The organism is Actinocorallia aurea (assembly GCF_054783995.1).
On record NZ_BAAGPQ010000028.1, the window covers coordinates 58,765 to 77,252 of the forward strand.

Sequence of the window (18,488 nt, forward strand, 5' to 3'; positions counted from 1 at the left end):
GCCGGTCCCTCAGCCGGGGGCCGGGCCCTCCGCCCGGCCCCCGGCGGCACCGTGGCACGGCCAGGGACCGCGCCTGGTCCAGCGCCGCGCTTGTGAAGAGCTCGTCGGCCGAAATGTCCGTGGTCCGTGCGAGCATCGCGATCATGAGTGCTTCGGTCGCCGACCATTCGTGGTTCCGTTCCTTTCGGCGCGGTCTTCTCGATGAGTACTGTCTCTCGCTGGTCAAGGGGCTCGGCCCCCGGGAGTTCCTGGCGAGGCTCGACGCGAAGGTGCTGGGAGCGTGCGAGGGACTGGGGGCCTTCGCCGCAAGGGACAACGACGTTCTCGAGGAGCACGACTGGTGCGACGATCACCAGGTCGTGGGCGCCGCGCGGGTCGACGGGCCGGACGGGCCGTGGACGCTCGCCTTGGAGATCAACGGCTACACCGGCACCGACGGCCGGTTCATGGAGGCGGCATCGCAAGGAACCCGGATCGTCTCCCACTTCCTCAACATCAAAGGCATGCAGCTCTTCACCTGGTGGGAAGACGGCGCAATGCGCACCCAATTCGAGTCGCCCTACCAGCGTTCCGGCACGACGCCCGACGAACTGCTCACCGAGATGGCCGCCGTCGGCTACGACCTGAGCGACCCTTCCGCTGACGGCGCCGTCGCTCTCGGCATCCCGGGCATGATCGCCCTCGCCGAAGAACTCACCGGGATCCGGCTCACCGCCGACCTCCTCACCGACGCCGTCTACACCGCCGGCATGGTCACCATCGCCTAAGGCAGGAGGATCGTTCCCCTCCGTCGAGACCGGCGAAGACGTCTGCGGGGTTCGCTGGCCGCCGCACGCCACCGTCTGAGCGAGCACGCTCCGGAGGGGGGCATCGGAGCGCCCGGCGTCCGACCCGACGCGTTGAACGACTCGCCCTCCCGCCGCCTCCCCCCGATCTCCTCCTGAACCACCGGAACGGCCGACGTGCGTCCCGCGTGCAACGGGAGGTATGTGAGACTCGATTTGGAAAGCGATTTCCGCAGCATAGGATTCAGGTCCGGGGCCGGTCAACGGGCGCCGGGTGGGGCCGGGCGGTGGACAGGGGGCGGGGCCGTGGCCGAGGAGCGGGTCGTGCGGCTGCAGGACGTGGCGGCGCTGGCCGGGGTCTCGGCGGCGACGGCGTCGCGGGTGCTGAACAACGAGAGCGGCAGGCGGGTCCGCGAGGAGCTGCGGCTGCGGGTCGAGGCGGCCGCGCGGGAGCTGGGCTACGCGCCCAATCCGCACGCCCGGGCGCTGTCGAGGTCGGAGTCCGACCTGGTGGGCCTCATCGTCCACGACGTCGCCGATCCGTACTTCGCCGCGATCGCCTCAGGCGTGATGCGGCTGGCCGGCGAACGCGGGCTGCTGGTGTTCCTCGGCAGCACGTTCCGGGATCCGGAGCGGGAGATCGACTTCGTCGCCGCGCTGCGCGGGCAGCGGGTGCGGGCGATCGTGCTGGCCGGCAGCCGGGTGGCCTCCCGGAAGCTCAACGAGCGCCTGGCCGCCGAGGTGGGGCAGGTGCAGGCGGCCGGCGGGCGGATCGCGATCATCGGACAGGACCGGCTGAACGCGGACGCGGTGCTGCCCGACAACCGGGGCGGGGCGCGCCTGCTGGCCGAGGAGATGCTGCGCCTTGGCCACCGGAGCTTCGCCGTGCTGGCCGGGCAGCGGACGCTCGTCACCGCGAACGAGCGCATGGCGGGTTTCCTCGCCCCGCTGAAGGAGGCGGGCCTGACCGCCGACGTCCTCTACTCCGACTTCACCCGTGACGGCGGCCACGCCGCGGCGGCCCGTCTGGTCGCCGAGGACAGGCTGCCCACCTGCGTGTTCGCGGTCAACGACGTGATGGCGATCGGCGCCCTGACGGCCCTGCGCGAGCGCGGCGTGCCGGTGCCGGACCGGGTCTCCGTCGCGGGCTTCGACGACATCCCGGCCGTCCGCGACCAGGTGCCCTCGCTCACGACGGTGCGCCTGCCCTTGGAGTACATGGGCGAGCGGGTCCTGGAACTCGCGCTCGCCGGCCGGTCCGGCCGAGGGCCGACCCTGCTCACCGTGCCCGGCGAGGTCGTGCTGCGCGACAGCACCGCTCCGCCCGCCTCCTGAGCGCACCCGCGCCGCCGTTCCCCTTCCCGTTCCGCCGGCGACCGGCTTGACGCGCCGTCCGCTCAGAACTTAGCCTCTTGGAAATCGATTTCCAAGAGGGGTTCCCATGCGAACGATCAACGTGATCATGAACGGCGTGACGGGGCGGATGGGCTACCGCCAGCATCTGGTGCGGTCGGTCCTGGCGATCCGCGAGCAGGGCGGCGTCCTGCTCGCCGACGGGTCCCGCGTGATGCTCGACCCGATCCTCGTCGGGCGCAGCGAGGCGAGGCTGAAGGAGATCGCCGACCGGCACGGGCTGCGGCGCTATACCACCGACCTGGAGTCCGCGCTGGCGGACGGCACCGGCATCTACTTCGACGCCCAGGTCACCCAGACGCGGGAGAAGGCGATCCTCGCCGCGATCGCCGCGGGCTGGGACGTCTACACCGAGAAGCCGACCGCCGAGTCGGTGGAGGGCGCGCTGAAGCTGGCCAGGGCCGCCGCCGAGGCCGGCGTCCGCAACGGCGTGGTGCACGACAAGCTCTACCTGCCGGGCCTGGTGAAGCTCAAGCGCCTCCTCGACTCCGGATTCTTCGGCCGGGTGCTGTCGGTGCACGGCGAGTTCGGCTACTGGGTGTTCGAAGGAGACTGGCAGAGGGCGCAGCGGCCCAGCTGGAACTACCGCAAGGAGGACGGCGGCGGCATCACCGTCGACATGTTCTGCCACTGGAACTACGTGCTGGAGAACCTGTTCGGCGGCGTCCGGGCGGTGACGGCCAAGGTCGCCACGCACATCCCCACCCGGGTCGACGAGCGGGGCGAGCGCTACGAGGCGACCGCCGACGACGCCGCCTACGGCATTTTCGAGCTGGACGGCGGGATCATCGCCCAGCTCAACTCCTCGTGGGCGGTGCGGGTCTACCGGGACGAGCTGGTGGAGTTCCAGGTGGACGGCACCGAGGGCAGCGCCGTCGCGGGCCTGCGCGGTTGCCGGGTGCAGCACCGGGTGAACACGCCGATGCCGGTGTGGAACCCCGACCTGCCGGTGACCGAGCCGTTCCGCGACCAGTGGTTGGAGGTGCCCGACAACGCCGACCTGGACAACGGCTTCAAGGCGCAGTGGGAGCAGTTCGTCCGGCACGTGGCCGAGGACGCGCCGCACCCGTACGACTTCCTGTCCGGGGTCCGCGGCATCCAGCTCGCCGAGCTCGGGCTGCTGTCGTCGGCCGAGGGCCGCCGCGTGAAGATCCCGGCGGTGGAGCTGTGACCTCGCTCTGGCTGCCGGACGAGCACGGCGGCTCCGTCCACACCCTCGGCGCCCCGGCCGACTGGACGCCGCCGCCGGGACCGCCGAAGTCCCGCGTCGTTTACGCCGCCGCGCACGTGGTGGCCGACCCGCTCGGGAACAACGTGCCGGGCGCGCCGGCCGCCGTCGACTGGGAGACCACCCTGGGCTTCCGCCGCCACCTGTGGGCGCAGGGCTTCGGCGTCGCCGACGCGATGGACACCGCGCAGCGCGGCATGGGCCTGGACTGGGCCGCGACGGCCGAGCTGATCGGCCGCAGCGCCGCCGAGGCCCGCGCGTGCGGGGGCACGGTCGCGGTCGGCGTCGGCACCGACCACCTCCCGGCCGGACATCACGGCCTCGACCGGATCGCCGAGGCCTACCTGGAGCAGCTCGCCGTCGCCGAGGACGCCGGCGCGGGCGTGATCCTCATGGCCAGCCGCGCGCTGGCGGCCACCGCCAGGACCGCGGACGACTACCTGGAGGTGTACCGGCGGGTGATCGGCCAGTGCGGCGGCAAGGTGATCCTGCACTGGCTAGGGGAGGCGTTCGACCCGGCGCTGCGCGGCTACTGGGGCTCGGCTGACATCGGCGCCGCGACCGCGACGTTCCTGGACCTCATCAAGGAGACCACCGGCAAGGTCGACGGCGTCAAGGTGTCCCTGCTGGACGCGGGCCACGAGATCGCGCTGCGGCGCTCCCTGCCCGAAGGCGTCCGCCTCTACACCGGCGACGACTTCCACTATCCCGAGCTGATCCGGGGCGACGAGTCCGGCCACTCCGACGCGCTGCTCGGCATCTTCGCGGGCATCGCCCCGGTCGCGGCCCGCGCACTGCGGGCGCTCGACCAGGGCGACCTGGCCGCCTACGACGCCCTGCTCGCCCCCACCGTGCCGCTGTCCCGGCATGTCTTCGCGGCCCCCACCCCGTACTACAAGACCGGCATCGCCTTCCTGGCGTGGCTCGCCGGCCTGCAGCCCGCCTTCGTCATGGTCGGCGGCCTGCAATCGGGCCGCAGCGCCCTGCACCTCGCCGAGACGTTCCGGCTCGCGGACACCGCGGGGCTGCTGCCCGACCCCGACCTCGCCGCGGCCCGCATGCGGTCGCTGCTCGAAACCGCAGGACTCGCCCGATGACCCACAGCGTGAACTCCGCCCTGCCCGAACTCGACGTCCCGTCCGGCCGCCCGGCGGCCGTGCCCACTCCGGAGCCGGGCGACCCGCGGCTGCGCAGGCTGTCACTGAACCAGAAGACGACCGAGCGGTGGGGCGTCCAGGAGGCCGTCGCCGGATGCGTCGCCGCGGGAGTCGAGGCGATCGGCCTGTGGCGCGAACCCGTCCAGGAGTACGGGGTGAAGGCGAGCGCGAAGCTCGTCGCCGACGCCGGGCTGCGCGTCTCCTCGCTGTGCCGCGGCGGCTTCCTCACCTCGCCCGACCCCGAATCCTGGCGGCGGGCGCTGGAGGACAACCGGCGGGCGATCGACGAGGCCGCCGAACTCGGCGCAGGATGCCTCGTCCTGGTCGTCGGCGGCCTCCCGCCCGGCTCCCGCGACCTGCCCGCGGCCCGCGCCCGCATGGCCGAGGCACTCGGCCTGCTCGTCCCCGACGCCCTGGCGCGGGGCGTGCGGCTGGCGCTGGAGCCCATGCATCCGATCTACACCGCCGACCGGGGCGTGCTGGCCACCCTCGGCGAGGCCCTGGACCTGGCCGAACGGTTCCCCTCCGCCGCCGTGGGGGTGGTCGCCGACTCCTTCCACGTCTGGTGGGATCCGCAGCTGCCCGCGCAGCTCGCCCGCGCGGGGGAGCGGATCGCCTCGGTCCAGTTGGCGGACTGGATCACCCCGCTGCCGCCCGACGCGCTGCTTTCGCGCGGCATGCTCGGCGACGGCCACGTCGACCTGCGGGGCTTCGTCGGGCTCACCGACGCCGCCGGCTACACCGGCGACATCGAGGTCGAGATCTTCAACGCCGACGTGTGGGCCGCCGACGGCGCCCGGACCCTCGCGACGGTGCGCCGCCGCTGGGCCGAGCACGTGATCTGATCCCTGCGACCCTCCCCCACCGAAGAAAGGCCGGACCGATGACCGTCCCCCCTTCCCGTCCCCCGCACCCGGGGACCGTCGTGGTCTGCCTCGACAAGTTCCGCGGATCGGCGACGGCCGCGCAGGCGTGCTCGTGGCTCGCCGCGGGGATCAGGGCGGCCGCCCCAGGGGTGACGGTCGTCGAACGGCCCCTCGCCGACGGGGGAGAGGGGACCGCCGCGGCCCTGGCCACCGTCGGCTACTCCCTCGTCCCGGTCACCGTCATGGGCCCGCTCGAAGGCATGACGGTCTCGGCGTCCCTCGCCGTCCGCGGCACCAGAGCGGTCGTCGAACTCGCCCAGGCGTCCGGCCTCGACCTGGTCCCGGACGCCGGGGGAGCCCCACTCACCTCCACCACCTATGGGACGGGCCAGCTCATCGGCCGGGCACTCGACCTCGGCTGCACCGAGATCGTCCTCGCCGTCGGCGGCAGCGCCACCACCGACGGCGGCGCGGGCATGCTCGCCGCCCTGGGCGCGCGACTCCACGACGAGTTCGGCGCACGGCTGCCCCTGGGCGGCGGCTATCTGCGCGACGTCACCTCCCTGGACCTGTCCGGCCTCGACCGCCGGCTGTCCTCCGTCGAGTTCGTCCTGGCCGCCGACGTCGACAGCCCGCTCCTGGGCCCGGAAGGAGCCGCCCAGGTCTTCGCCCCGCAGAAGGGCGCCGACCCCGCCCAGATCAGACGGCTGGAGGCCGGACTGGAGAGGTTCTCCGACCTGATGGTCCTGCACACCGCCCAGGACCACAGATCCAGCCCCGGAGCCGGTGCCGCCGGCGGCACCGGCTTCGCCGCCCTCACCGCCCTGAACGCCCGATGGCGCCAGGGCTCCGCCTTCATGCTGGCCGAACTGGACCTGGCCCGCCTCCTCCAGAACGCCGCCCTGTGCGTGGTGGGCGAAGGCCGCTTCGACGACCAGTCCCTCCGCGGCAAGGCCCCTTACGGCGCCCTGACCCTGTCCCGCCGCGCCGGCGTCCCCGTCACCCTCGTCGCCGGCGACATAGCCGTCTCGAACCCGCACCTCCTGGACGTCACCGGCACCCACTCCCTCCTCGCCCTGGCCGGCGACCCGCGGACCTCCTTCACCCGAACCCGCCCCCTCCTCCACACCATCGGCCAGCGCATCGCCACCACCCTGAACAGACCCCGCCCCACAAGCACATCGGCCCCCGAGCAGCACCGGGCATAGCGGCGACGGAACGCCCGGTCGGTCGGCAGGGCCGGTCGGGGTGCTTCCTCTTGCGGGTCAGGGGAGAGGCCGGTGGAACGTGCATCGGGCGGGTCTGTGATTCGTGTCGATTCCGGGCGGGGCCGTTCGACGTATGGGTGAGGACCGGCGACGGCCGGTCGCCGCTCATGGGAGGTGCATGATCTCCGTTGGCCTGACCGTTTCCGTGAGGTCGTTGGTCGTGCGCGGTCTGGTCGCCGCGGCGGTGGCCGCCGCGGCGTCCGCCACGGTCGCCGCGGTGGGGGAGTTCGCCGGGATCAGCCTCGATGTCGGCGGTGAGCCGATTCCGGTGGCCGGGTTCGCCATGCTGACCGTCTTCTTCTCGCTGATAAGCCTGGCGCTCTCGCTGGCGCTGGTCCGCTGGGCCCGCCGTCCGCGGGCGGCGTTCGTCCGCGCCACGGTCGTGCTCACCGCGCCGTCACTGGTACCGGATGCTCGCGGACGCGTCTGCGGCCACGAAGGCGCTGCTGATGCTGACGCACCTGGTCGCCGCCGCGATCGTGATCCCGGCCGTCGCCCGCAGCCTGCCCACCTGACCTGTTCCGCTCCGACGACGACCCCGCGCCGGGCCCTGCGCCCGCCCCGAGGGCCCGGCCGAGGTACGCGACCTGCCCCCGCTCGAGGCGCCCGACCGCCCGCGCGGGTGATGCGGGCCCGATCTCCCGAGAGGCGGTGCGGTCGCGTGCGGGTCAGCCGTTGTGCGCCGACCGGGCCGCGTTGAGGCGGATGGCTGCGACGGCGCCGCCGTCGACGAGCAGGTCGGTGCCGGTGATGAAGACGGCGTCGGGTCCGAGGAGGAAGGCCGCGGCGGCGGCGATGTCGCCGGGGGTGCCCATGCGCCCGGCCGGGGAGGCGTCGAGCGGCGTGTGTCGCGTGGTTTCACCTGTCGTGAGGGTCATCCGTCGGACTCGGGCCTCAGGCCGGCTGACTCGGTGGACTCGGTGGAAGGGCTGAGGAGGAAGGCGGCGACGAGGGTGAGGGTGAGGGCCACGGTGAGGCCGATGGTCGCGGTGAGGCGCATGCCGTGGGTGAAGGCGAGGGCCGCTGCCTCGCGCAGTGCGTCGCCGGTCCGGCCGGGCAGCTCGCCCGCGGTGGCGAACGCGCCGCCGACGGTGTCGCGGGCTGCTTCGAGGGCGGAGGCGGGCACGCCAGCTGGGGGGTGCGCGGCGAGGTCGGCCCGGTAGACGGCGAGTCCGGCGCCGCCGATGAACGCGATGCCCAGGGCGACGCCGAGGTCGGCGCCGGTCTCGGCGATGGCCGACGCCTCTCCGGACTGACGGGCCGGGACCATGCCCAGGATCAGGTCGTTGCCCAGGGCCAGGGTCGGGCCGAAGCCCACCGACATCACCGTGCCGGCCGCGATCACCAGGCCGTAGCCGGAGTCCGGCCCCACCCGGGCGAAGAGCGCCAGGCCCGCGGCGGCGCACAGGAGACCGGCGGCCATCAGCCGGGCCGGGGCGATGCGGCGGGCGAGGACGGGGGCGAGCATGGTGCCCGCGATCCCGGCGAGCGCGTTGGGGACCATCACCAGACCGGCCTGGAGCGGGGAGAGCCCCACGACGGTCTGCAGGTACTGGCCGACGAAGAACTGGATCCCCGACATCGCGGCGATCACCAGGGCGAGGGTGCCCAGTGCCGTGCCGAACGACCGGTTGGCGAACAGCCGCAGGTCCAGCAGTGGCACGGTGAGGGCGCGCTGGCGCAGCACGAAGACCGTGCCGACGGACAGGCCGAGCAGGACGGCGAGCGAGGGAACGGCCGCCACCCCGTGGGCCGCCGACTGCTTGAGCCCGTAGACGACGGTGAGGATCGCGGCGAGCAGCAGGGCCACGCTCGCGGGGTCGATGTCGCCCGGCCGCCGATCGCGGTCCTCGGGCAGCAGCCGCGGGCCGGCGAGGACCAGCAGCGCCGCCACCGGCACGGCGGGCAGGAACACCGAGCCCCACCAGAAGCGCTCCAGCAGCGCGCCGCCGAGGACGGGGCCGAGGGCGGCGCCGCCGGTGAAACAGGAGATCCACACGCTCACCGCCACCGCCCGCTGCCGGGGGTCCTGGAACATGGTCCGGATCAGGGACATCGTGGCGGGCATCAGGGTCGCGGCGGTGACGCCCATCAGGGCGCGGGCCGCGATGAGGGCCTCCGCCGTCGGGGCGAACGCGGCAGTCGCGGAGGCGAGGCCGAAGGCGCCGCCGCCGATCGTCAGCAGTCTGCGGCGGCCGATCCGGTCGCCGACCGTGCCCATCGCGATGAGCAGACCGGAGATCATGAAGCCGTAGACGTCGATGATCCACAGCAGCTGGGTGGAGCTCGGGCGCAGTGCGGCGCTCAGCTCGGGAACGGCGAGGTGCAGGACCGTCATGCTGAGCGCGATCACGAGCGTGGGCAAGGCGAGGACGGCGAGACCGGTCCATTCCCGCGCGGTCGCGCGCGGCGCGGCGGTGACCATCGTGCCCCTTCCGGGTTCGTCGGGCGGGTGCCGGGTGTCGTTCTTCTCGTCGGTGCGCGGGCGAAGGAGGCTCAGCCGCCCGTGGCCGCGAGCGCGTCCTCGAGGAACCGGCGCAGGTCCTCGGGGGGCTGGATGGCCGTGACCGGGGGGCCTTCGCCGACGATCAGCATCGGGACGCCGGTGACCGCGCGCCGCGCGGCACGGCGCTCGTCCGCGCGGACGTCGGCGGCGTGGGCGTCGCCCGCCAGCACCTCGGAGACCGCCTCGGGCGGGAGGCCCGCCTCGGCGCCCAGCCTGGCGAGCACCCCGTGGTCGGCGACGTTCAGGCCCTCGACCAGGTAGGCGTGCAGCAGGCGTTCCACCGTCTGGTCGGCCAGCCCGTGGGCCGCGCCGAGGTGGATGAGCCGGTGGGCGTCGAAGGTGCTGACCGGGCGGGCGGCGTGCAGGTCGAGCGGGAGGCCGTCGGCACGGCCGAGGGAGTGGATGAGCTCGATCCGGGCCGGCCCTTCGGCTCCCCGCCACTCCAGCAGGGCCTCGGCGGCGCTGCGTCCGGGGACCTTTCCCTCGTCCGGGGACAGTTCGTAGCTGCGCCACACGACCCGCATCCGGTCGGCGCCCTCGGCGCCCGACAGGGCCCGCTCCAGTCGGCGCTTCCCGATGTAGCTCCAGGGGCAGAGCACGTCGGCGTAGACCTCGATCCGCATCCGATCCTCCGTCATGGGCTCTTCGGTCCGATCTCGCGGGCGAGCCGGTACCGGCTGACGTGCGTGCCGCTCAGGCCGGGCACCCCGTCGAGCGCGCGCTGGACGTCGGCCATGACCGTCGCGTTGTCGGGCGAGGCCTCGAAGGCCCGGAAGTCGGCTTCGGATCTCCACCGGACGATGCCGAGCACCCGGCGGCCGTCGGCGCTCGCCAGGAACCGCGTCGACAGGTAGCCCGGCCGGTGGCCCAGCCCGCGTCCGTGGACGGCGGCCAGGGCGTCGATGAGCCCCTGCTGCGCCGTCGGCCCGTCGACGGCGTGGTCGAGGACCGTGCAGAACTCCGTGTGCGCCAACCCCGCTCCAACAGTTCACATGTGAATGATTCTCCCGTGAACGCTAATCGGGCGACAGTTCACGTGTCAATGGTCTGCTTGTAGACTCCTGCGATGGCGACGAGGCGGGCGACGAACGACCAACTGGCCGCGTGGCAGGCCCTCTACCGGGCGGACTCACTGCTCTTCGCCCACATCAACAACCGGCTGCGCGCCGAGCTCGGCCTGACCTACTTCGAACGCGAGGTGCTGGCCGCCCTCGACAGGTCCGGCGGACGGCTGCGGATGGCCCCGCTGGCCGCCGAACTGATGATCTCCCGCAGCGGCGCCACCCGGCTGGTCACCAAGATGGAGACCAAGGACGGCTGGGTGGTGCGGACCACGCCCCCCACCGACCGCCGGGCGACCTTCGCCGAGCTCACCCCCGCCGGACGCGACCTGCTCGCCACCGCCCAGCCCATCGTCGACGCCGTCGTGTCGGCCTTCTTCGCCGACCACCTGGCGAGCGACGAACTCCGCCGCACCGCGCAGGTCCTCAACCGCCTCACCGCCGCCAACCCCACCACGTCCGACTCCGAGTGCGGCCTCTGATCCTCCGCCTGCCGCGGATCGCGCTCGGGTGACTCCTCGCGCCGGGCCACCGGGCCAACGACCCTGAGCACGGCCCGGCATGGTTCCGGCGCACCCCATGAGGCAGGTCATGGGGTGCGCTGCGACCGCGGACGCTACTCGGGCTGCTGCGGGCGGAGCCCGTCCATCAGGACGGCGAGGTAGGCGTGCACGACCTCTTCGGACGCGGGCCGCCCCTGCGCGATCGCGAAGGCGGTCCGGCCGACGAGGGTGACGAGGACGCCGGTGTCGAGGTCGGTGCGGATCGCGCCGTCCCGCCGCGCGCCGGCGATCATCTCCTCCACGGCGCCCACCAGCCGCCGGCGCAGGGCCGTCGTGGACGGCGCCTCCAGGCCGTCGAGCAGGCTGCTGACGGCGTGGTGCGCGGACTGGAACGCGATCAGCTCGGCCAGGAAGGTGCGCAGGGCCCGCTCGGGTCCGGTCTGCTCCAGCAGTTGCCCGGCGCGGTCGACCACCGGGGCGAGCAGGCCGGCGACCGCGGCGTCGAGCAGGGCCTCCTTGCCGCCGAAGGCCCGCACCACGGTCGCGGTCCCCAGGCCGGCCTTCTTCGCTATCGCCTCGACCGTGAGGCTGCCGCCCGGCTCGGCCAGCAGTTCGGTGGCCGCCTGGAGGGCGAGCTTCTTGTTGCGCACGGCGTCGGCCCTTCGGCCTCGTCCGGCTTCTTCGGGCGTTGACAACTGAAACGTTCCTTCCACATACTCAACTGGAACGTGCATTTCAGTTAGCTTACCGCGAGGGAGAGCCCATGAACCAGCGCATCCTGATCTCGGGCGCGAGTATCGCCGGACTGACCCTGGCGCACTGGCTGGCCCGGCACGGCTTCCACCCCACCGTGGTCGAGCGCGCCCCCGGCCTTCGCACCGGCGGCAACGGGGTGGACGTGCGGGACCAGGCCGTCGAGGTCGCCGAGCGGATGGGGATCATGCCGCGGATCCGTGGACTCGCCACCGATGTCCAGGGCATGAAGTTCGTCGACGCCGCCGACCGGGCCGTCGCCCGCATCGACACCCGGGACCCCGCATCCGTCGAGATCATGCGCGGCGACCTGGTCGCGCTGCTGCACGAGGTGACCGACGCCGAGTACCTGTTCGGCGACTCCGTCCGCGGCCTGGCGCAGGACGACGACGGCGTGACGGCCACCTTCGAGCACGCGCCCGCCCGCCGCTTCGACCTGGTCGTCGGCGCCGACGGCATGCACTCCGCCGTCCGCCGGGTCGCCTTCGGCCCCGAAGAGCGGTTCATCGACTTCAAGGACCACTACTTCGCCTTCGCCGACGCCGACGCCTCGCTCGGCGAGGACCGGTGGGTGACGATGTTCAACACCCCGGGCGCGATGACCGGTGTCTACCGCTCCGGCAACCACGCGCAGGCCAAGGCGTACTTCATGTTCCGCTCGGCGCCTTTGGACTACGACCACCGCGACGTCGCCGAGCACAAGCGCCTGATCGGCGCGCGGTTCGCCGGCGACACGTCCTGGCGGACCCGGGAACTGCTCGCCTCGGCGCTGGCCGACCCGGACTTCTACTTCGACGCCCTGGGACAGGTCCGGATGGACTCATGGTCGAGCGGACGGATCGCGCTCGTCGGTGACGCCGCCTGGTGTGCCTCGCCCGCCTCAGGCGCGGGCGCCGAACTCGCCCTGGTCGGCGCCTACCGCCTCGCCGGAGAACTCGCCATCGCCGCCGGCGACCACCGCATCGCCTTCGCCCGCTACGACACCGCCCACCGCCCCCTGGTCGACAGGAAGCAGCGGATCGGCCCCAACGTCCGCCTCATGGTCCCCAAGACCGCCGCCGGCCGGCACCTGCGCAACACCCTGGCCCGCCTCTCCTTGCTGAACACGCTCGGCGCCCTCGAACGCCTCACCCGCCCCAAGACCCCCCCCACCCCCTCCCGCCCTACTCCCGTCGGCCGCGGCGACGAGATGGGCGGGTGCCGGGGTAGGGGAGGATCGGGGCGTGAGACGATCGCCCCGATCCTCCCGGCCAGGCCCTTGCAGACGTAGGCGTTCGCGGTGAACCCGAAGCAGGCGACCAGCGTGATCGCGCCCGCGGCGAAGGCGGCGCTGCTGCTGGTCAACAGGATCGCGCCCAGTCCGGCATCGCAGACGCGTTCATCTCCGCCACCTCGGCGGCGGGGACCACGATGCGCATGCCGGCGTCGGTGATCTCCAGATGGCCCGGCATGTGCTCCGGGAACTCCATCGGCGGAATCCCGTCGCCCAGGTCATCGGCGGGGAGTGCCACGTCCTTCATGTCATCGATGAACTCCTCACCCGCGACCTCCGCGCGTTCCTCGGCACGGTGTGCCGCCCGGCGCTGGATCGGCGGTCCGGGTATCGCCACCAGGGCGGCGACAGTCCTCGGATTCGCCTCGTTGCCGGGGCGGCCGGAGCGGGTGCCCGCAAGCAGGGCTCTGCAGGTACCGGGTGCGGGCAATTTCTCTGTGTCGTTCGTTCCGTTCAAGATCGATAGGGGGATCCGTATACGCGGGCGGGGGTGTCCGAAACGGTGCGATGAATCGTGACGGTAGGTCATGAAGGCTGGTCGAGGTGGAAATCGGAGTGGGTCAATCGAATGGATGGTGGTGTGCGGCAGGAAGTCAAGTTGAACCGGCTTAAGTGCTTCGGGTAACTTGTGCGCGGATCATTGCGGACGGAAATTTGCATTTTCCGTTCGTGTGTCCAAACGTCTTGCATCATCCCTCAGGAAAGTGAGAGAGCCTTGCCCCGCACGCAGAGCAGCACTTCTCGCATGAGCAAGAACGTCACCACCGGGCTCGCGGTCGCCGCGGCGGCGGCCGCCGTGGTCGCCGTCACGCCGCAGGCCGCGAGCGCGGCGCCGTACTACTGCGGCGTCGCCGACTCGGGCACCACCACGCACATCGGGGTCCGCAACGGGAAGCTCTACTACAAGGCCGCCCCCGGCTGCAACGACTTCAACCTGGTCGACGTGCAGTACGGCGGCAACTACGGAGCGAACTACCAGAAGTCCGACGGCAGCTGGGCCCTGGGCTCCGGCAACTACACCGTGACGGCTTCCTGGACGGGCCTGCGGGTCCTGATCAGCAACATCACGACCGGCGCGCCCATGCACGTGCTCAGCACGACCAACGGCACCGCCTACGTGAACCGCTAGCGACGAAGATTCCTGAGGTCCATCATCCATGCGGTTCCGCACGCATCGCCGCAAGGCGAGGTTGATGGCCGCGGCTGCGGCGCTGGGGTTCCTCAGCGCCTGCAGCCCCGCGGCCGACGACGCCCCCCGCAGCGCGGGGGCCGGTCAGTTCGAGGGGGCCTCGGTAACGGGCCTCCAGGCGCTCCACCATTTCTTTCCCGCCAGCGCGGCGCAGCGGATCGACGGAGGCAAATACCTTTCGGCGGTGGATCAGGTCAAGCGAGTGGCCCAGGCGAAATGCATGGCCAAGGCCGGATTCAACGGCGATTTGCCGGGCGCTCCCCAGGCCGATCGCGAGACGTTGGATCTCGTCGCCAACCTGAACACGGGTGACTTTCCCGATCTCAAATGGATGGCCGCCAATAATCTGATCGTGCCCGACGTCAGTTTCCCCGATGTGCCTCCCCCGTCGACTCCGGAGGAGAAGGCGGAGGCGGCGGCCACCGAGACGTGCGCGCAGGAGGCCGAAAAGCTCTTCCCGGCCAGGCAGAAGAACGCGGCGCTCATCGATTCCTGGTGGACCGTCGTTCTGCGGGAACAGGCGTCCGAACCCGTGCGCGCGCTCCTTCCCACCTTCCGCTCGTGCATGGAGAAGGAAGGCGCCGACGTCTCCCTCGTGCGCACGACCGCGTCCTCCGAGGCCTTCGGAGGGTTCCTCGGCTGGCACACGGGTCTGATGGCCAGCGCGGCGGACGACGCCGCGCGCAAGACGCTGAACGAGCGCTGGGTGCCGATCTTCGTCCGGTGCGCGACACCGGTGATGGAGACACTGGAGGGCAGGACCACCGCGGCCCAGGGCGCGTTCTTCCAGGATCACTTCGAAGCGGTCCAGACTCTGATCAACGAGGCGGACCAGCAGCTCCAGGCCGCCGAGGGCGAATTCGGCGTGACCAGGTGACGAGTCGGCTCACCGGCCCGAAGTCGGCGAAGCCGCTGCTCGTGCTGCTCCTCGTCGCGGTGGTCAGCGCGGCGGGGGCCGTGCTGCTCAGCCGGCAGTTCGTCTCGCCGCAGCAGCGGGCGGCCGACGCCGCGCCGCCGAAGGAGTCGGTGATCACCGTCGACGTCGAGTCCGGGGTCCTCTCCGCCGAGACGGTCATCCGCGCGGACGTCACGGAAGTCGATCCCGTGCTGGTGAAGGTGCCGACGGGCCTCGGCGCGTCCCTGCCCGTGGTCACCGCGGTACGGGTGGAGCGAGGGCAGCGGATCGGCGCGGGAACGCTCCTGATGACCGTCGCCGAGCAGCCCGTCTTCGTGTTCGAGGGGGATGTCCCCGCGTTCCGCGACATGGTCCGGGGGACGAAGGGCGTCGACGTGGAGCAGCTGCAGGACGGGCTCCGCTCCGTCGGGCATCCGATCGGAGGCGACACTCGCGGCGTCTTCGGCCCGGGGACCGCGGCGGCGGTCGCGGCCCTGGCCCGCGCGGCGGGGGTCGTGCCCGCGACGGCGGCCGACACCCCCTCCACCGCACCAGAAGCCGGGGCGGCGGAGGAACCGGAGGAACCCTTCGGGCAGGCGCAGACGGAGCGGGCGCCATCCGGGCCGGTCGTCCTGCGCGGACAGGTCGTGTTCGTCCCGCGCCTGCCCGCGCGGGTCGTGGCCCTGCCCGTGCGCAAGGGCTCCCTGGTGAAGGACGACGGCACCCTCGCCAAGATCGGGACGGGCCGGCTCGTGCTCACCGGGACCGTGGACGCCGGAACCAGGGAGACGCTGAAGGTCGGCACCAAGGCCGTGGCGAAGTCGAGCATCAGCGGGGACACCGTGCGCCTGCGCGTGGCCGCCATCGCCGCACGGCCCAAGATCGAGGCGGGGGTGCCCTCGTACGCCGTGCGGTTCGCCCCGCTGGGCGCCGCCCCGCTGTCGATGGCGGGGGAGAACGTCGCGGTGACCATCGGCGGCGGGCGGACGACGGAGGAATCCCTGATCGTCCCGATCGCCGCGATCTCGACCGACGCGTCGGGGCGCACGTTCGTCACCGTCGTGGAAGGCGGGGCCCGCAGATCCGTCGAGGTACGGCTCGGGCAGTCGATCGGCGGGCGCCAGGCCGTCACGCCGGTCGAAGGAGAACTGGACGAGGGGGACCCGGTGCTGGTGGGCACGACGGCCGGGCCGAGCAGCCCATGAGCCGGGAGCCCGAACTCGCGCTGCACGGCGCCGCGGTCACCTACCCGGGTGCGCCACCGGTGCCCGCGCTGAAGCCGGTGTCCGTGCGGATCGACGCGGGCGAGATGACGGCGATCGTCGGCAGGTCGGGATCCGGCAAGTCCACCCTGCTCAACGTGCTCGGACTGCTCGACCGCCCCACCGAGGGCCGGTATCTGGTCCGCGGCGTGGACACCGGAACGCTCACCGAGAACGCGGTGACGGCCCTGCGGGGCGCCCAGTTCGGCTTCGTGTTCCAGGCCTACCACCTGCTCGCGGACAGGACCGCCGCGGAGAACGCCGAACTCGGGCTGCTGAGCAGGCGGGTCTCCCGCAAGGCGCGCAGGCGCGCGGCCGTGGAGGCGCTGGAGAAGGTCGGGCTGGGCCACCGGCTGGACGCCCTGCCCGGCACCATGTCCGGAGGCGAACGCCAGCGCGTGGCCATCGCCAGGGCGCTTGCGCAGGAACCCCGCGTCCTGCTCTGCGACGAGCCGACGGGCAGCCTCGACGCGCGCAACTCCGACCTGGTCATGGCACTCCTCGGCGAGCTGAACCTCCTCGGCCTGACCGTGGTCGTCGTCACCCATGACCTGCAGATCGCCGCGGCGCTGCCCCGGCGCCTGCTGCTCGACGACGGCGCGGTCCGCGACTCGGCCGGCGCGGAGATCGGGCGGTGAGCGCGACGGGCCGCCGGGCCAAGAGGCTTTCGGCGCAGGCGCTCGCGGGCCTCGGCATCCCCGCGAGCAGGCTCACCGTGCGGGACGCCCTGGCGGAGGCCGTGAAGTCCGCGGCCCGCGCTCCCTTCCGCTCGTTCCTCACCTCGCTCGGCACGATCCTCGCGGTCGCCACCGTGATCACCACGATCAATCTGGGGCTTTCGGCGAACGGAGCGGTGACCGCCGTCTTCGACGCCCAGCGGGCCACGCTCGTCACGTTCTCCGACACCTCGCCCGATCCGGACGCCGAGCCCGTCATCGGCACGGACTCGGAGTCGGCGCTCAGAGCGCTGAGCGGCGTGCGGGCGGCCGGGCTCGTCTGGGAGGTGGGCGGCGACACCTACTCCGTGGGCAGGGTCGCGCCGTCGGCCGGCAACGGATCGGCGGCGACCCGGCTCGCGCTCGCCGGCGCTACTCCCGGAGCGCTGGACGTGCTCGGCGCGAAGGTGTCCGACGGCCGGCTCTACGACGACGGCATGGTCCGGCGCGCCGACCGGGTCGCCCTCCTGGGGGTCCACGCGGCGGAGCAGCTCGGCATGACCGACGTCGGCCTCGCGCCCGTCATCTACGTCGGGGGAGTCCGGCTGACGGTCGTCGGCATCGTCGGGGACGCGCCCGGTGACGCGCACCTGCTGGCCCGGGTCATCGTCCCGCCGGCGGTGGCGGGGCTCTTCGTCAGCGACCCGCCCTCGCCGACCGTGGTGGTGCGCACGAGTCCGGGCGCCGCGCAGACGATCGCGCGCCAGGGCCCGTACGCGATCTCCGTGCTCGATCCCTCGCGCATCCAGGCGGCCGCACCGCCTGATCCGACCCGGCTGCGGGAGCAGATCAGCGGGCCGGTGACGACCCTGCTGCTGGCCATCGCGGGAGTGGCGTTCGCCATCGGGATCATCACCATCGCCAACACGATGCTCCTGTCCGTCATGCAGCGGAGGGCCGAGATCGGGCTGCGCCGGTCGACGGGCGCGTCGCCCGGCCACATCATGGCGCTGCTCCTCGCGGAGACAGCCGTCCTGGGCTGTCTCGGCGCGGTGATCGGCACGTCGCTCGGCCTCGCCCTCACGTCGCTGCTCTGCGCCCTCAAAGGCTGGCCGCCCGTGGTGGATCCGCTGCTCACGTCGGCGGCACCCGTGGCAGGTGCCGTCGCCGGCGCGGTCGCGGGCCTGTACCCGGCGTGGCGGGCGGGGCGGATCGACCCGATCGAGGCGTTGCAGCGCTGAGCGGGCCCGCCGCCGCCCGGGTCGGCGGCACGGGCGCCCGCGCGGGGTGGAAGAGGGCGAAGACCTTCTCCTCGCCGGGGTCGGCGAGCGTGTCCTTCCAGCCGGGCACCCGGAGGCACCCGAGGGTTCTCGGGTGGCATGCGAACACGCGCCTCTTCTGCGGCGTCGGAGGAGGAGGGCCCGGCGCCGAGGGCGGAGCCCGTCGGAGGGAAGGGGTGTGCTTTGCGCGGGGAGGCGGAGAGCTCGCTGGAGCGGTGCAGGCGGATGTACGGGGAGGCCGTGGAGGACGTCGTGGCCGGGGGACTGTGCGAGGAGGCGGCGCGGCTCGCGGAGGTCGCGGCCGATCCCGCCTATTGAAGGGACGCCCGGGTCGCGGCGTACCGGCTCGCACGGGCCACCGCCTACCTGGCCGAACTCGACGGGATCGGCGAG

The 18,488-nt window shown here is 72.7% G+C and carries 20 protein-coding genes and 1 pseudogene; 15 read left to right on the forward strand and 6 right to left on the reverse strand.

Going from position 1 to position 18,488, the window contains the following annotated elements; all coding sequences use genetic code 11:
* Nucleotides 1-143 precede the first annotated feature (143 nt).
* The 7 genes and pseudogenes from ACYVOM_RS31270 (at nt 144) to ACYVOM_RS31300 (ending at nt 7,232) form a co-directional block, all read left to right on the forward strand.
* Nucleotides 144-767: a DUF6461 domain-containing protein gene (locus ACYVOM_RS31270; RefSeq protein ID WP_460307156.1), complete on the forward strand. Its 624-nt coding sequence runs from the start codon at nt 144-146 to the stop codon at nt 765-767.
* A 342-nt stretch (nt 768-1,109) separates the two neighbouring features.
* Nucleotides 1,110-2,120 carry a LacI family DNA-binding transcriptional regulator gene (locus ACYVOM_RS31275; protein WP_460307157.1) on the forward strand — a complete coding sequence of 337 codons (1,011 nt, stop codon included), beginning with the start codon at nt 1,110-1,112 and terminating at the stop codon, nt 2,118-2,120.
* A 106-nt stretch (nt 2,121-2,226) separates the two neighbouring features.
* The gene (locus ACYVOM_RS31280) at nt 2,227-3,369 is read left to right on the forward strand and encodes a Gfo/Idh/MocA family protein (RefSeq protein ID WP_460307158.1); all 1,143 of its coding nucleotides are present in this window, start codon (nt 2,227-2,229) and stop codon (nt 3,367-3,369) included.
* Entirely contained in the window at nt 3,366-4,523 is a 1,158-nt protein-coding gene (locus ACYVOM_RS31285; RefSeq protein WP_460307159.1) for a dihydrodipicolinate synthase family protein, read from the forward strand. Before ACYVOM_RS31280 ends, ACYVOM_RS31285 begins: the two co-directional genes overlap by 4 nt.
* Entirely contained in the window at nt 4,520-5,428 is a 909-nt protein-coding gene (locus ACYVOM_RS31290) for a sugar phosphate isomerase/epimerase family protein (protein WP_460307160.1), read from the forward strand. The genes ACYVOM_RS31285 and ACYVOM_RS31290 overlap by 4 nt, the downstream gene beginning before the upstream one ends.
* Nucleotides 5,429-5,466: 38 nt before the next feature.
* Nucleotides 5,467-6,657, forward strand: a complete 1,191-nt coding sequence (locus tag ACYVOM_RS31295) for a glycerate kinase (RefSeq protein WP_460307161.1) — start codon at nt 5,467-5,469, stop codon at nt 6,655-6,657.
* Between the two features lie 178 nt (nt 6,658-6,835).
* Nucleotides 6,836-7,232, forward strand: a pseudogene (locus ACYVOM_RS31300) (DUF6069 family protein).
* Nucleotides 7,233-7,385: 153 nt separating this feature from the next.
* Here the strand turns inward: ACYVOM_RS31300 and ACYVOM_RS31305 are convergent.
* The 4 genes from ACYVOM_RS31305 to ACYVOM_RS31320 all read right to left on the reverse strand — a co-directional run bounded on the left by ACYVOM_RS31305 (nt 7,386) and on the right by ACYVOM_RS31320 (nt 10,196).
* Nucleotides 7,386-7,595 (reverse strand): SDR family oxidoreductase, encoded by a 210-nt coding sequence (locus ACYVOM_RS31305; RefSeq protein WP_460307162.1) that lies wholly within the window; start codon nt 7,593-7,595, stop codon nt 7,386-7,388.
* Nucleotides 7,592-9,142 carry an MFS transporter gene (locus ACYVOM_RS31310; RefSeq protein WP_460307163.1) on the reverse strand — a complete coding sequence of 517 codons (1,551 nt, stop codon included), beginning with the start codon at nt 9,140-9,142 and terminating at the stop codon, nt 7,592-7,594. The genes ACYVOM_RS31305 and ACYVOM_RS31310 overlap by 4 nt, the downstream gene beginning before the upstream one ends.
* A 71-nt stretch (nt 9,143-9,213) precedes the next feature.
* Entirely contained in the window at nt 9,214-9,861 is a 648-nt protein-coding gene (locus ACYVOM_RS31315) for a DsbA family oxidoreductase (RefSeq protein WP_460307164.1), read from the reverse strand.
* Nucleotides 9,858-10,196 carry an antibiotic biosynthesis monooxygenase family protein gene (locus ACYVOM_RS31320; protein ID WP_460307165.1) on the reverse strand — a complete coding sequence of 113 codons (339 nt, stop codon included), beginning with the start codon at nt 10,194-10,196 and terminating at the stop codon, nt 9,858-9,860. The genes ACYVOM_RS31315 and ACYVOM_RS31320 overlap by 4 nt, the downstream gene beginning before the upstream one ends.
* Nucleotides 10,197-10,289: 93 nt before the next feature.
* Here ACYVOM_RS31320 and ACYVOM_RS31325 point away from each other — a divergent pair, with 93 nt between their 5' ends.
* On the forward strand, nt 10,290-10,766 hold the full coding sequence (locus ACYVOM_RS31325) for a MarR family winged helix-turn-helix transcriptional regulator (protein WP_460307166.1): 477 nt from the start codon (nt 10,290-10,292) through the stop codon (nt 10,764-10,766).
* A gap of 134 nt (nt 10,767-10,900) precedes the next feature.
* Here the strand turns inward: ACYVOM_RS31325 and ACYVOM_RS31330 are convergent, their stop codons facing one another.
* Nucleotides 10,901-11,437 (reverse strand): TetR/AcrR family transcriptional regulator, encoded by a 537-nt coding sequence (locus ACYVOM_RS31330; protein WP_460307167.1) that lies wholly within the window; start codon nt 11,435-11,437, stop codon nt 10,901-10,903.
* Nucleotides 11,438-11,550: 113 nt separating this feature from the next.
* Between ACYVOM_RS31330 and ACYVOM_RS31335 the strand changes: the two genes are divergently transcribed.
* The gene (locus tag ACYVOM_RS31335) at nt 11,551-12,810 is read left to right on the forward strand and encodes an FAD-dependent monooxygenase (RefSeq protein ID WP_460307168.1); all 1,260 of its coding nucleotides are present in this window, start codon (nt 11,551-11,553) and stop codon (nt 12,808-12,810) included.
* Between the two features lie 70 nt (nt 12,811-12,880).
* Here the strand turns inward: ACYVOM_RS31335 and ACYVOM_RS31340 are convergent, their stop codons facing one another.
* Nucleotides 12,881-13,270: a hypothetical protein gene (locus ACYVOM_RS31340; RefSeq protein ID WP_460307169.1), complete on the reverse strand. Its 390-nt coding sequence runs from the start codon at nt 13,268-13,270 to the stop codon at nt 12,881-12,883.
* Nucleotides 13,271-13,558: 288 nt separating this feature from the next.
* Here ACYVOM_RS31340 and ACYVOM_RS31345 point away from each other — a divergent pair, with 288 nt between their 5' ends.
* The 6 genes from ACYVOM_RS31345 to ACYVOM_RS31370 all read left to right on the forward strand — a co-directional run bounded on the left by ACYVOM_RS31345 (nt 13,559) and on the right by ACYVOM_RS31370 (nt 18,413).
* Nucleotides 13,559-13,942 (forward strand): hypothetical protein, encoded by a 384-nt coding sequence (locus ACYVOM_RS31345; protein ID WP_460307170.1) that lies wholly within the window; start codon nt 13,559-13,561, stop codon nt 13,940-13,942.
* A gap of 28 nt (nt 13,943-13,970) precedes the next feature.
* Nucleotides 13,971-14,879: a hypothetical protein gene (locus ACYVOM_RS31350; RefSeq protein WP_460307171.1), complete on the forward strand. Its 909-nt coding sequence runs from the start codon at nt 13,971-13,973 to the stop codon at nt 14,877-14,879.
* The gene (locus ACYVOM_RS31355; RefSeq protein WP_460307172.1) at nt 14,876-16,102 is read left to right on the forward strand and encodes an efflux RND transporter periplasmic adaptor subunit; all 1,227 of its coding nucleotides are present in this window, start codon (nt 14,876-14,878) and stop codon (nt 16,100-16,102) included. The genes ACYVOM_RS31350 and ACYVOM_RS31355 overlap by 4 nt, the downstream gene beginning before the upstream one ends.
* Nucleotides 16,099-16,797, forward strand: a complete 699-nt coding sequence (locus ACYVOM_RS31360) for an ABC transporter ATP-binding protein (RefSeq protein ID WP_460307173.1) — start codon at nt 16,099-16,101, stop codon at nt 16,795-16,797. The genes ACYVOM_RS31355 and ACYVOM_RS31360 overlap by 4 nt, the downstream gene beginning before the upstream one ends.
* On the forward strand, nt 16,794-18,056 hold the full coding sequence (locus ACYVOM_RS31365; RefSeq protein WP_460307174.1) for an ABC transporter permease: 1,263 nt from the start codon (nt 16,794-16,796) through the stop codon (nt 18,054-18,056). The genes ACYVOM_RS31360 and ACYVOM_RS31365 overlap by 4 nt, the downstream gene beginning before the upstream one ends.
* Nucleotides 18,057-18,278: 222 nt before the next feature.
* Entirely contained in the window at nt 18,279-18,413 is a 135-nt protein-coding gene (locus ACYVOM_RS31370; RefSeq protein ID WP_460307175.1) for a hypothetical protein, read from the forward strand.
* Nucleotides 18,414-18,488 lie beyond the last annotated feature (75 nt).

Bases quoted from the DNA above. Each gene is read 5' to 3' on its own strand.
- ACYVOM_RS31270 (WP_460307156.1), top strand. From the start codon at position 144: ATGAGTGCTTCGGTCGCCGACCATTCGTGGTTCCGTTCCTTTCGGCGC.
- ACYVOM_RS31280 (WP_460307158.1), top strand. From the start codon at position 2,227: ATGCGAACGATCAACGTGATCATGAACGGCGTGACGGGGCGGATGGGC.
- ACYVOM_RS31290 (WP_460307160.1), top strand. From the start codon at position 4,520: ATGACCCACAGCGTGAACTCCGCCCTGCCCGAACTCGACGTCCCGTCC.
- ACYVOM_RS31295 (WP_460307161.1), top strand. From the start codon at position 5,467: ATGACCGTCCCCCCTTCCCGTCCCCCGCACCCGGGGACCGTCGTGGTC.
- ACYVOM_RS31305 (WP_460307162.1), bottom strand. From the start codon at position 7,595: ATGACCCTCACGACAGGTGAAACCACGCGACACACGCCGCTCGACGCC.
- ACYVOM_RS31310 (WP_460307163.1), bottom strand. From the start codon at position 9,142: ATGGTCACCGCCGCGCCGCGCGCGACCGCGCGGGAATGGACCGGTCTC.
- ACYVOM_RS31315 (WP_460307164.1), bottom strand. From the start codon at position 9,861: ATGACGGAGGATCGGATGCGGATCGAGGTCTACGCCGACGTGCTCTGC.
- ACYVOM_RS31325 (WP_460307166.1), top strand. From the start codon at position 10,290: ATGGCGACGAGGCGGGCGACGAACGACCAACTGGCCGCGTGGCAGGCC.
- ACYVOM_RS31335 (WP_460307168.1), top strand. From the start codon at position 11,551: ATGAACCAGCGCATCCTGATCTCGGGCGCGAGTATCGCCGGACTGACC.
- ACYVOM_RS31345 (WP_460307170.1), top strand. From the start codon at position 13,559: ATGAGCAAGAACGTCACCACCGGGCTCGCGGTCGCCGCGGCGGCGGCC.
- ACYVOM_RS31350 (WP_460307171.1), top strand. From the start codon at position 13,971: ATGCGGTTCCGCACGCATCGCCGCAAGGCGAGGTTGATGGCCGCGGCT.
- ACYVOM_RS31360 (WP_460307173.1), top strand. From the start codon at position 16,099: ATGAGCCGGGAGCCCGAACTCGCGCTGCACGGCGCCGCGGTCACCTAC.